The organism is Paenibacillus phocaeensis, from assembly GCF_900021165.1.
Taxonomy (GTDB): Bacteria; Bacillota; Bacilli; order Paenibacillales; family Paenibacillaceae; genus Fontibacillus; species Fontibacillus phocaensis.
This window is the reverse complement of the sequence record NZ_FCOQ01000030.1, coordinates 13,379-26,155: the sequence shown is the minus strand read 5'-3', so window position 1 is coordinate 26,155 and position 12,777 is coordinate 13,379. Positions and strand designations below refer to the sequence as shown.

Below are 12,777 nucleotides of genomic sequence, written 5' to 3'. Positions count from 1 at the left end.
GGATGTTCATGAAGAACGCAGAAATCCATGAGACTGCCGCGGCGCCCCAGTTCCGAAAGGAACGGGGCAGCCGCCTTATCAAGCAGATCGCCAGGAGATACGATTTGTATCTCATGCTGCTGCTGCCGATCGCATGGTATTTGCTGTTCCATTACGGCCCGCTCTACGGGCTGCAGATCGCATTCAAAAATTTCAATCCGGGCAAAGGAATTCTTGGCAGCAGTTGGGTGGGGTTTGAGCATTTCCAACGTTTTTTTGATTCGTATTATTTTTGGAGACTGCTCTGGAACACCCTGTCTATCAATCTGTTCTCCCTGATCATTGCTTTCCCGATTCCGATATTACTCGCTCTGCTTATTAACGAGATTCCCAGTAAGACCTACAGTAAGTTGCTGCAAAACATCACCTATATTCCGCACTTTATATCGGTTGTTGTTATTGTAGGGATTTTAACCGTGCTTCTGTCTACGAACGGCCCGATCAATATGTTGATCCATGCGTTGGGCGGATCGGAAATTCGCTTCATGGAATCGGCCGGGTGGTTTAAGACGATCTTTATCGGTTCGAATATTTGGCAGAGCATGGGTTGGCAATCGATTATATACATTGCGGCGCTGAGCGGCATCAATCCGCAGTTGTACGAAGCTGCCAAGATGGACGGCGCATCGCGGATGCGGCGGATCTGGCACGTCTCTCTCCCGGGCATCGTTCCGGTCATCGTGATCCTGCTCATTTTGGATATCGGCCAGTTCATGAACATCGGTTTTGAGAAAATTTTGCTGATGCAAAATAACCTGAATCTAGAGGCGAGCGATGTCATTTCCACGTTTGTGTACACAACCGGGATTTTGAAAGGGGAATACAGCTACACGGCGGCCATTGGGCTCTTCAATTCTTTGATCAACCTGACCTTGCTGCTGCTGGTGAATCGGTTCGCGCGCAAAACGTCGGAGACGAGCCTGTGGTAATGGAGGGGACGAATCATGGCTAAAGAGGTAGTGACGAAAGGTCCATCGGACGAACGATGGTTCGATGTTATGGTATATTTGATCGCTTCGGCGATCATTCTCATCGTGCTTTATCCATTAGTATTTGTAGTCAGCGCCTCGTTCAGCGACCCTGCGAGGGTGCTGAACGGAGAAGTGTGGCTGCTCCCGAAAGGGGTAACCCTTGAAGCTTACAACAATATTCTGCATAATGAGCAGATTTGGATCGGCTATCGCAACTCGATTCTTTACACGGTGGTGGGCACGCTCATCAATATTGTTATGACGTTGTTGGCGGCTTACCCGTTATCACGTCCGGATTTGCCGGGACGCAAAGGCTTGATGTTGATCATTACCCTGACGATGTTTTTCAGTGGCGGGCTGATTCCCAGCTATCTGCTCGTCAAGAGTCTTGGAATGGTCGATACGATGTGGGCGCTGATCATTCCCGGGGCGATCTCCACTTACAATTTGATCGTCATGAGAACGTATTTCCAGTCCAGCATCCCCTGGGAGCTGCAGGAGGCGGCGCATATCGACGGCTGCTCGAATTGGCGGCTGCTCGTTAGCATTATCCTCCCGCTGTCTAAACCGATTTTGGCGGTGATGGTTCTGTTCTATGCGGTGGGTCACTGGAACGCATTCTTTAATGCGTTGATCTATATTCGCAGCGAGCATCTCTATCCCCTCCAGCTGGTGCTGCGGGAAATTCTGATGATCAGCCAGTCTACGGGCGTTGACGGCGGCAACGTCGGGATGGAAGAGAAGATCCTTCTGTCCGAGAGCATTAAATTTGCCGTTATCATTGTCTCCAGTTTGCCGGTACTCGTGATGTATCCCTTTGTGCAGCGGCATTTTGTCAAAGGCGTCATGATCGGCTCTATTAAAGGATAAGCATGAACGGAGGTTAACCCTTGATGAATAAAGCGACGATTACCATCGACGGCAGCCAGGCAAGCGAGCATCGAATTAACCCCTACTTATTTGGACATTTCGTAGAAGATATCCGGGATCATATGGAAGCGATGCTGGCTTTTACACTGCAAGACATGGATTTCGAGAGTGAAGCGGAAGGGAAAGCCGAGGTGTCCGGGCAATGGTATCCCTACACGAACGGACGCAATACCAAGTATGCGCTGGAAGCTCCGGCGCCCAAACACTCGGGACGCGCCCAGCGCACCCGAATCCATAGCGATGATGAAGCTTATGCAGGGATCGCTCAGAAGGTTGCGCTCAAAGGGCCGATCCGCTATACGGTCAAACTGGTAGTCCGGGCATCGATTGAGCTGAATTATATGATCATTGAGGCCGTAGACCGGCTCAGTCAAGAGCGGTTAGGTCTGGAGCGAATCGAGCTTAACGGTCACAACTGGCGGGAATATGAAGGGATGTTGACGATCCAAAGGGATTGCGCCGATGCGGAATTTCGGGTGTATGTACCGGCGGAGCATCCGAGATGGCAGGACAGCGTATCCACCGGGATGCTCTGGATCGATCATGTCTCCCTGCTGCCGGAGGACCATATCGGCTTCGTGAAGCGGGAAGTTATCGAGATGACGAGGGATTTGAATGCCGGTATGATGAGGCTGGCCGGCAACTATATCAGTGCGTACCACTTTGAGCACGGCATCGGACCGGTGCTTGAACGCCCGGTCATGTATAACGAGGCGTGGGGCGGCTGGACGAGCAAATATTTCGGCACAGACGAATTTATTCGCTTCTGTCGGGAGCTGGAGGTCGAACCGCTGATTTGCGTAAATGACGGCTCAGGAACACCGGAGGAAGCCGCACAGTGGGTTGAATATTGCAATGGAGGCGCGGATACCCCGATGGGGGCGGTACGCGCGGCCAATGGACACCCTGAACCCTACAACGTGAAGTATTGGGAGATCGGCAACGAAGTATGGGGAGCTTGGCAGGTAGGAACGTGTACGGCCGACCATTTCGCCCGGCGAACCGTCACCTTCATCGAAGCGATGAAGGCGGCCGACCCTGCGATTGTCATTCTGGCCTGCGGTCATACCGATCAGGATTGGAACAAGGCGGTGCTTGAGATCGCGGGCGAACGGATCGATTACCTGACCCTGCATTTGTATCACGGGTACAACCGCTTTGCGATGGACCCCAGCACGCCGGCGGAAGAGCGATATAAGGCGATCGCCAGCTTCCCGGAATGGACGAGACACCAGATCGAGGAGACGAGAGAACATATTTTGTCGCATCCGAAGCACAGCCATGTGAAATTGGCGATTACCGAATATAACACGATGTATTATCCCAATAACGTCCGAAAAGGAGTGCCGGAAGAGCATACGCTGGGCGCAGCGGTGGCCAACGCGGCCAACCTGAACGAAATGCTGCGCGCTAGCGACCTGGTGCACATCGGAAGCTTCTCCGATTTGGTTAATGGCTGGCTTGGGGGCTGCATCCGGGTAGGCGATTATTACGCCGATCAATATTGCGGCAAGCTGCCGGGGTGGAGCGGACTTCCGCTTCAGGTTTACGGAACCCCGACCTATGAGGTGATGAAGCTGTATGCCGGGCGGAAGATGACGCGGTTACTGCCAGTGCGTACCGAATGCGGGACCTTCTCCGTTCAATCGAACAAGCCGGCTCCGATCCAACTGGATGCGCTCCCGGATCTGGATGTTGTAGCCTGCACGAATGAAGAGGGCAGCGTGATCACGGTCTTTATCGTTAACCGGAGCTTGCATGAAGTGACGGCGACCCTTGATTTGCACAAGCTTGAAGTTTCCGAAGGAACGCTCCTTCATGTCATTACGGGAGATTCCGCTCAAGACTTGAACACCGTGTTCGAGCCGAATCGGATCGCCAGCCAAATGAGCGTCGTACCGACCGAGACATGGAAGACCGGATATCCTCTTCGTCCGTCGTCCATATATGCATTGGAAATGAGAACGAACCCGTAAACAGGAGGCAGTACATGACAACCAAAGGTTATATCAAAGATTATCCGCGGCCCCAGTTCGTCCGAAACGAATGGATGAGCCTGAACGGTGAATGGGACTTCCGCTTCGATGATCAGAATGTCGGCGAAGCCGAAAAGTGGCAGGAGCAGCTGGTGGGAACGCATAAAATCAAAGTTCCGTTTACGTACGAAACTGAGGCCAGCGGCATCGGCCTGGAGGAATTCCATGCGCGGGTGTGGTACAGCAAGAGCGTGCCGATCCCGAAGGAAGCGGCTGGAAAGCGAGTCATCTTGCACTTTCAGGCGGTGGATTATCTCGCCAAGGTATGGGTGAACGGGGAGTTGGCGGGCGGACATCAGGGGGCGTATGCCGCCTTTTCTCTGGATATCACGCCATACCTCGTCTTCGGTGCGGATAATGTGATCACGCTAAAGGCGGAGGATAGCAACGACTGTACCCAACCGCGAGGCAAGCAGCGCTGGACGAAGGACAATTTCGAGTGCTTTTATGTCCAGACAACCGGGATTTGGCAGACGGTTTGGCTGGAGTTCGTAGCGGAGCAAAGGCTGGATTTCGTAAAAATAACCCCCGATCTGGATCACGCCAAAGTATCGTTTGATTACCGGGTGCAGGGGCTCGAGACCAGGGCGGGAAGCTTGAGGCTCGAAGCTATCGTGACCCTGAAGGATCAACATGTCAAGACGGTTAGCCTGGCGGTCGATCGGCCTCGCTTCAGCGTGGAAGTCGATTTGGTGCATGAAGCGAATGGGCCATGGAAAAGATCGTTTTGGTCCCCTGCTCAACCGAATTTATATGATGTGGAATTCGTGCTGTACTTGGACGAGGTCGTCGTTGACCGCGTGTTCTCCTATTTTGGCATGAGAAAGATATCAATCGAAAAGGGCAAGGTCCTGCTCAACAATGTGCCGATCTATCAGAGACTCATGTTGGATCAAGGGTACTGGCCGGAGAGTCACCTGACTCCGCCAAGCGAGGAGGCGCTTATTGCCGATATTGACTATATGCTGGAAATGGGTTACAACGGGGTGCGCAAGCATATGAAAATCGAGGATGCCCGCTTCCTGTACTGGTGCGACGTTAAGGGCCTGTTGGTATGGTCGGAGATGGCGGCAACGTTTGAATTTCATGATGATGCGGTAGAGAACTTCACCAAGGAATGGCTGGAAATCGTCCATCAGCAATATAATCATCCGAGCATTATCACCTGGGTGCCGTTTAATGAGTCATGGGGAGTTCCAAACATTTTGCATGATCGAAGACAACAGAAATTTACGGAAAGCATCTACCATCTGACCAAGTCCATCGACCCGTACCGACCAGTCATTACGAATGACGGCTGGGAGCACACGGTCTCCGATATTATTACGCTGCACGATTATGTTGAGACAGGAGAGGGCTTCCTGAAACGGTATGCGGGGAACAAGGACGCCATCGTCAACAAGGAAACGACCTGCAACCAATGGAAATACGCATTGGCCGATGGATATGAGTACAAAGGTCAACCGATCATGATCACCGAATTCGGCGGGATTGCTTTCGAGTCGGAGAACGGCTGGGGCTACGGGCATCAGGTGAAGACGGATGAAGAGTTTCTGGCGCGCTTTGACAGCCTGATTCAGGCGATCAAAAGCGTCGACTACATCTGCGGTTTTTGCTATACCCAACTAACCGATGTGCAGCAAGAAATCAACGGGCTGTTGACAGAGGATCGGAAGCCGAAATTCCCGATGGACAAAATCAAGGAAATTAATTTAGCTTGATTCCAACTGAGCGGAGGAAGGGACTAACCGGAGATGACGGGGGTCCCTTTTTTCCTGTTGACTCTGCGGAAAATAAATGATAATATTTATTTCGTTGCTGCAAAACATTGCACCAACGCGAAACGCGGTCGTGGCGGAATTGGCAGACGCGCACGGTTCAGGTCCGTGTGGGCTAACCCCCCGTGGAGGTTCGAGTCCTCTCGACCGCATCCTTTCATAATGAACGAGCTCTTGAATTTCCTTTGGCGGAGATTCAAGAGCTCTTTTTGCATATGCCGACATCGCCACGCGGAAGTCAGCGGCCAAGTCGTTTGGCGACGGTGCCAGAAGGGGCCGGACTTAACGTTACACCGCTTCTTTTCTCAGCCCTTGCTTTAAACCGCTCGACACCCAATTCGTATTAGGATATCCTTTGGAGAGGAGGGACTGCGCAAAGATGGTACAAAAGGTGAGAGCGGTATCATGAAGATAAGAAATATATTGTGGAAGTTTTCCTTTAAACGCAGATGGCAAAGATGGAGTTTACCTCAAAAACTAGTGCTTTTCTATCTTCCTTTGTTTGTATTGCCTTCTATGATCGGACTGAGCTTCCTCGCCAACAACTATAACGCGGCGATTCGAGAAAATGCCGAAGCCTACTCGGACACGATCGTGAGTCTTACCGTTGATAAACTTGACGCTGCGATAGAAGACTATAATAATATAAGCCTTCGTATATTAACGGCATCTGAAATATCCGCCATTCTTTCCGGATCGCTTCATAATCAGTTTGAACAAATCGAAATTCAACGTTCTCTGGAGAAATACGTTTTGCCGATCACCGGAGGCTTCCATGACGACGGAATCCTAGGCGTTGTATTCACCACGAATCAAGGCACCTTTACCCTTGGCAAAGATTGGGGTCTGCCGCTTGACTCCCGGCATTTATCGGAAATTAGGGAAGAGAACGGACAACCTTATTGGGCGCCCCTCACGTCCGATTCTCAAGAGGGTGCCAGGAGCACCGGCTTTCGATTGGGACGAGTTTTGAAGGACGATAACTTCAAACCTATCGGCTTCTTTTACCTTGTCATCAGTCCAACTTCGTTTCAAGATATCCTGAGCTCGGCTATGGCTGGGCCCAATACGACATTTCAACTGGTTGACCGGCAAACTTTGTTAGCGGAAGAGCCATCCGAGCCGACCGAACTCGTCACGGACTCTCTGCAATCCGAAAAATGGCTGGCCCATAATGAATGGAGACTGGTTGCAAATCTTCCTTTAACGACGTTATATGCTACGGTATATCGTTTGAGCATGATCGCCGTCTGGCTGGCCGGGGGCTGCTTTATTGTAGGGGTCATTGCTTTTTACTTGATCCGTATGGACGTAGCGCTTCCGATCGCGAAGCTGCATAAAAATATGAGAAAAGGGCTTAAGGGGGAGCATCCCCACAAGCTAAGCAAATTTAAAGGCGCCAAAGAGATCGCGGAATTGAATGATACGTTCATTTCTATTATGTATGAAATTCACAATTTAATTGAAGAAGTAAAAAAAGGCGAGAAACGCAAGCGTGAAGCTCAGTTAAAAGGGCTGCGCAATCAATTGTCTCCTCACTTTTTGTACAACACGTTAAATTCCATCCGCTGGATGGCGATGATCCGTAAACAGGATCATATCCGAGAAGTAGTCGATGCTTTAAGCACTCTGTTGCAATATACGATTCGGGATGCGGATGAACTGGTTACCTTGAATAAAGAAGTGGACATTATGCAGGAATTCGTAAAAATTCAGCAAGTGCGGTATCAAAATTTTGCTTTTGTTGCTCATTTGGAACCGGGTATCGGCGAGTACAAATTATTGAAATTTCTCATCCAACCATTGCTGGAGAATGCGATCGTGCACGGGCTTTCCTCCATAAACCATGCCGGCGAGATTCGGCTTGAAGCCCAGGTTCGAGAAGATATGCTTCTTCTCTCCGTACAGGATAACGGGAACGGTATTTCTCCGGAACGACTGACCCAAATCCGTGAAGACTTGAGTTCGGGGAATAACAACAAACACATTGGACTGTCCAATGTGAAGGAAATGATCGACATCCATTACGGTCTCCCATACGGGCTGGAAATGACCAGCGAAATCGGCTGTGGAACAACCGTAATCTTGAAATTGCCCGTTTTGAAAGAAGGAGGGGATGAATAAATGCTCCGGCTGGCGATCGTGGACGATGAATCGTTGGTTCGCGTTGGATTTCAAACGATTATCGATTGGCAGGCTTATGGGTATGAAAGTCTTGAAGCATACCGGAATGGAAAAGAGGCGTGGGAGGCTTTCTGCCGGGAAGGCTATCCGGATGTTCTGCTAACCGATATCCGGATGCCTGAAATGGATGGACTGGAACTGATCCAAAAGATCAGGGAAACGGATCAGGACATGATCATCATCATTCTGAGCAGTTTCGACGAATTCGAGTATGCACGCAAATCGCTGCAATTGGGGGTTCAAGATTACATTCCCAAACATCTGTTTGATCCTGAAGAGTTGATTGCGACGCTCCGCAAATTGACGGCCAGACAATCGCAACAAGGTATCGAGCGTAGTACGGTGAATCGAACGGCAACCCTTGACGACGAGAAACAGCGACTCATGATTCAATCCCGATTATTGCCCGGCATTATTGCGCCCGCCGCCAGCATTTCGCCGCATGATTATCCGTTGCTATCGGAGCAGTTTCATGAAAGAAACACCTTATTTTGGGTGGCGTTCCGGGAATGGAGTGAGGGGAAGCTTTACTCGGAATCGGACTTGTCGGCGGTCGTTTACCTGCTGCACGATTTGATGAACAAGTCCAAGTACGCCATACCGTTAGGCTTGGACCACGGTGTGTTCCACGGATTAATTCTTAATCCTGAGCCGCAGGAGAACAGGGGGCAACTTGTTGCCGATCTGGTAGGGGCTTGGACGGAAACGTTAAGAAACAATCTTAACGTTATAGTTAGCGCGGGGGTTTCCGGGCATGACGTATTTGAACAATGCAAGACGTTGCGGCATCAGGCGGAATTTATGTTGGATCGTTCCTTTTTCAAGGGTGCGGGCGTTTATCGGTTTGAAACTTCCGTATCCAGCGGCATACAGCCTGCCGCAAATGCTTGGCGAGAACAATTTGTTCAGTTGCTCAAGAAAGGCTCGACCGCAGACATTTTGACGTGGTTGGAGAAGATCGATGAAGAGATTGCTGCGCAGGCTACGCCGGAAGAGGCGCTTGAATTGGTCAAGTGGATGGGCAAGGCTTACGTTAAACGACAGCAGGAGATGAATTTTATCTTTGCGGCAGCCGGGGAGGCAGCCCAAGACTCGATGGTGTTCCCATGGGATGAAACCGAACGCATTCACTCCTGGTGTGCGCTAAGAAGCTCTTTTATCGAGGCAATCCAAGCGTATGAGACGTTTTACGGCAATAAGAGGAATAGCAAGCCGTGGATGAAACCGGTATTTGCTTATGTTGAAGAACATTATGCGGAAGGGATTCGTCTCGAGGATGCCGCCATGGCCGCCAATCTGAACGTGAACTATTTCAGTCACCGTTTCAGTCAGGAAATGGGGATGACATTCCTGGAGTTCGTCACGCAAGTGCGTATTCATAAAGCAAAAGAGCTGATCAGACAGCATCAACTGACCGCCGAAGAAGCGGCTTCCCGCGTAGGCTATCCCAATCCGAATTATTTTGTGAAAGTGTTTAAAAAAGTGACTGGGAAAACGCTCTCTGAATTCAGATCATCGACGTTCGGATCCTAATCATCTAAAAAAATGAAAGCCATTTCGAAAAATATGGCATCTTCTTTGGCCGGAATGATAGGTTCCGGCTTTTTTGTGCGCAGATTGAATTTATCTCGAAAAAAGTGGCATCAATCGCAAAACAATGTACATGGAGTAGAGAAGCGGTGGGAAGGTAAGATAGTACCTGAAAAGAAAATATAGCGGTTTGAAAGGGGATTCATCAATGAAGAGCAAAGCTTTGAACAGAGTGCTTGTTGGCGCTACGGTAGCTGCTATGCTTGTCTTAAGTGCTTGCGGAGGCGGCAAGAGCAATGAAGCAGCGGACGGCGCCAACGGCAAGGATGCCTCCGGACAGGTAACCCTAACCGTTTGGGGCGACCAGGCGAATCAATCGTCATTTGAACCAGCCTTTAAGGCTATCAATGCGGCGTTTGAAGAAAAGCATCCGAACATTAAATTGGATTACCAATATTCAGGCACAGAAACGGCGATTGATACGGCAGTCAAAAGCAACTCGTTACCGGACGTATTCTATGTTCAGGGTAACAAGACGCCGAAGATGAAGTTGTACGTGGAAAGCGGCGCACTCCTCCCGCTGAACAATTTCAGCCTGGATACCCAGCGTTATGATGGGAGCGCTTTGGAATATGCGACGATTGACGGCGTACTGTATGCATCGCCTCCGGCATTCATGGACTCGCAATTAATCTTCTACAACAAAGACTTGTTTGAGAAACAAGGGCTGGAGGCTCCGAAGACGTTTGATGAATTTGTACAACTGGCCGACTCTTTGAAAAAGGCGGGAATCACGCCATTCAGCGTACCGGGAAAAAGCGAGTTCGAACGAGCCTGGATTGCCTTTGCCATGCTGCCTGCCACAGCTCAGGAGGCATTGTCAAAGCTTAATGACGGTACGGGCACCTTCCAAGATCCTGGCATTGTCAAAGCGTTCCAAACGATCCGCGATTTTGCCGATAAAGGTTATTTCACTAAAGATTTGGCATCTGTAGACAATGCCGGCGCCCAGCTTGCTTTCACCAATGGGAATACAGCGATGATGGCTGACGGGACTTGGAACGATCCGACTTTTGTTGGCGCCGGCTTGAATCTGGGCAGGTTCTATATTCCTAGTGAGACAGGGCAACGGATCGCGCCGCAAAGCTTCAGCAACGCCACAACGTATGCGGTTTCAGCTGCAACTAAACATCCGAATGAAGCGGCGGAGTATGTCAAGTTTTTGGCTAGCCAGGAAGCTCAACAGCTGTTTGAAAAAGAAACGGGAGCCGTCCCTATCATGCAGGATATTACCCCAAGAGACGAGGCTGTGAAGGAGTTAAGCGCATTTGATTCACTGGGCTTGAATATCTATTCCGTGCTGACGGATCTTTCGACGGAAAATGTGAAACTTACCGATATCTTCATGCAACAGGTGATGCCCAAACTGCTGACCTCGCAAATCGATGGGAAGGAAGCGGCGGACATCATGGAAGAAGCGCTGCTCCGGACAAAATAACGTAATGAACGGACGGTTATGCCTCGATGCTTAACCGTCTTTCTTTAAATGGAGGGAAATACATGCTGCTGTGGTTAAAAAAACGACCCTTTATCTGGTTTATTATTCCGGGATTTGTGCTTTATTCGGTTTTCGTGGTGTATCCGATTCTGTCCGCCGTGCAACTCAGTTTTTTTCATTCGAACGGGTTCGGGTCAAGCACTTTTGTCGGGTTTCAAAACTATGTGGAGCTCTTTACGAATCCAGAACTGAAACGGCAGTTTCTGAATGCGCTCAAGCATAACGCGATTCTCGTTGTGCTTAACGTAGGTGTGCTTATTCCGATCCAGCTCTATTTCGCCTATGTGATCTACTCGAAGGTGAAAGGGTACCGTTTTTTTCAAACGATGATCTTTGCGCCGCAATTTATCACGACAAGCGTCATTGTATTTATGGCCACGCTCGTATTGGATCAGAACATTGGGATTTTTAACAAACTGCTGACGATGGTCGGACTTGGCGACCATGTGCGAAATTGGTTGGGCGTGCCGGGCTATGAAATTTTTACTTTGTTTATAATTAACGCTTGGGCGGGCGTAGGATTCAGTATGATCTATTTTGTCGCTGCGATGAAAATGCTGTCCGATGAGGTCATGGAAGCCTCGTATCTGGATGGAGCCGGTTATTGGAGAAGATTCTTCTCGGTGATCATCCCGCAGATCCGTTCAAGTATTCTAAATATTGCAGTGATAAGCTATATCGCCGCTATGACGCTCTTTGACTTTAGCTATTTGCTTGGAGGCGTCAGCGGTGGCATCGATAATAAAATGGACGTCATGACGTTGTTCTTTTACCGGATCACCTTCGGTACGAACGGCGCGATGGGCGGCACGGTAGGCAGCAATTCCGTAGGTATGGGCACAACCATTGCGTGTGTCATGTTTGCGATCATCTTCCTCGTCGCTCTTCTTCAACTGAAATTATCCTATCAGAAGGAGGAGCACTAAAATGAGAGACATGAAGAGATTATACGTGACAAAGGTGATTTTTTGGATCTATTCCCTCTTCACGCTGTTTCTGCTTGGGTATTTGGTCTTGAATTCGTTTCGGACCAAGCAGGATCTGTTGTCCAACACGCTTGGATGGCCGAAGTCCCTTTCATTGGACGCTTATGTGAAAGTGTTTCGCGAAGGTCATTTTGGCACCAACATATGGAACAGTGTGTTCATTTTGGTGATGACGTTGGCCATTATTATCGTCGTGGCTTCCATGGTGGCCTACGGTCTGGGTCGTTACAGCTTCAAATTCAAGCAAGGCTTGATGCTTTACTTTTTGGTTGGATTGATGTTCCCGGTACAGCTTGGAATTATTCCCGTATTTTTGATTATCAAAAACTTGGGCCTGATCAATTCGCTTTGGAGCGTCATCCTGGTCCTGTCGGCCGGCATATCCATGCCAGTGCTTCTATTGACCAACTTTTTTGCGGGCTTGCCGCAAGCCTTGAGCGAATCCGCACGCATAGACGGCGCGGGAGAGTGGAAGATCTTCTATCGCATCATGTTCCCGCTTGCCTCCCCGGTCATAGTTAGCATGTGCATTATCCTGTCCGTCAGCGTCTGGAACCAATTCTTTCTACCGCTCATCCTGCTCCAAAATGACGCCGTCAAGACGATTCCGCTGGCGGTGATGAAATACACTTCAAATATACTGCTTAGCATGGATAGCGCGCTAGTCACTTCCGTTTTGGCGACTATACCTATTCTGATTCTGTTCTTCATTTTCTCGGAACGGATCATTTCAGGCGTCGCATCGGGCAGTGTCAAAGAATAAGT

The 12,777-nt window shown here is 49.7% G+C and carries 9 protein-coding genes and 1 tRNA gene; all 10 read left to right on the top strand.

The features are described from left to right. Positions 1-8: 8 nt before the first annotated feature. Entirely contained in the window at positions 9-968 is a 960-nt protein-coding gene (locus BN3795_RS18920; protein WP_068786259.1) for an ABC transporter permease, read from the top strand. Between the two features lie 15 nt (positions 969-983). Next, entirely contained in the window at positions 984-1,880 is an 897-nt protein-coding gene (locus BN3795_RS18915) for a carbohydrate ABC transporter permease (protein ID WP_068786258.1), read from the top strand. A 20-nt stretch (positions 1,881-1,900) separates the two neighbouring features. Beyond that, positions 1,901-3,916: an alpha-L-arabinofuranosidase C-terminal domain-containing protein gene (locus BN3795_RS18910; protein ID WP_110945254.1), complete on the top strand. Its 2,016-nt coding sequence runs from the start codon at positions 1,901-1,903 to the stop codon at positions 3,914-3,916. 14 nt (positions 3,917-3,930) lie between these two features. Further along, complete coding sequence (locus tag BN3795_RS18905) at positions 3,931-5,697, top strand: glycoside hydrolase family 2 protein (protein WP_068786256.1); 1,767 nt, start codon at positions 3,931-3,933, stop codon at positions 5,695-5,697. 124 nt (positions 5,698-5,821) lie between these two features. Further along, positions 5,822-5,906, top strand: a tRNA-Leu gene (locus BN3795_RS18900). A 364-nt stretch (positions 5,907-6,270) separates the two neighbouring features. Further along, a complete protein-coding gene (locus BN3795_RS18895; RefSeq protein ID WP_198524772.1) occupies positions 6,271-7,878 on the top strand; it encodes a cache domain-containing sensor histidine kinase in 1,608 nt (535 codons plus the stop codon). Next, positions 7,879-9,471, top strand: coding sequence for a response regulator (locus tag BN3795_RS18890; RefSeq protein ID WP_068786254.1), 1,593 nt, complete (start codon positions 7,879-7,881; stop codon positions 9,469-9,471). A 187-nt stretch (positions 9,472-9,658) separates the two neighbouring features. After that, positions 9,659-10,966, top strand: a complete 1,308-nt coding sequence (locus tag BN3795_RS18885; RefSeq protein ID WP_198524771.1) for an ABC transporter substrate-binding protein — start codon at positions 9,659-9,661, stop codon at positions 10,964-10,966. 62 nt (positions 10,967-11,028) lie between these two features. After that, positions 11,029-11,952 carry a carbohydrate ABC transporter permease gene (locus tag BN3795_RS18880; protein ID WP_068786252.1) on the top strand — a complete coding sequence of 308 codons (924 nt, stop codon included), beginning with the start codon at positions 11,029-11,031 and terminating at the stop codon, positions 11,950-11,952. A gap of 1 nt (position 11,953) precedes the next feature. Beyond that, the gene (locus BN3795_RS18875) at positions 11,954-12,775 is read left to right on the top strand and encodes a carbohydrate ABC transporter permease (protein ID WP_068786251.1); all 822 of its coding nucleotides are present in this window, start codon (positions 11,954-11,956) and stop codon (positions 12,773-12,775) included. The last annotated feature ends 2 nt before the right edge of the window (positions 12,776-12,777 follow it).

Bases quoted from the DNA above. Each gene is read 5' to 3' on its own strand.
- BN3795_RS18920 (WP_068786259.1), top strand. From the start codon at position 9: ATGAAGAACGCAGAAATCCATGAGACTGCCGCGGCGCCCCAGTTCCGA.
- BN3795_RS18915 (WP_068786258.1), top strand. From the start codon at position 984: ATGGCTAAAGAGGTAGTGACGAAAGGTCCATCGGACGAACGATGGTTC.
- BN3795_RS18905 (WP_068786256.1), top strand. From the start codon at position 3,931: ATGACAACCAAAGGTTATATCAAAGATTATCCGCGGCCCCAGTTCGTC.
- BN3795_RS18895 (WP_198524772.1), top strand. From the start codon at position 6,271: ATGATCGGACTGAGCTTCCTCGCCAACAACTATAACGCGGCGATTCGA.
- BN3795_RS18890 (WP_068786254.1), top strand. From the start codon at position 7,879: ATGCTCCGGCTGGCGATCGTGGACGATGAATCGTTGGTTCGCGTTGGA.
- BN3795_RS18880 (WP_068786252.1), top strand. From the start codon at position 11,029: ATGCTGCTGTGGTTAAAAAAACGACCCTTTATCTGGTTTATTATTCCG.
- BN3795_RS18875 (WP_068786251.1), top strand. From the start codon at position 11,954: ATGAGAGACATGAAGAGATTATACGTGACAAAGGTGATTTTTTGGATC.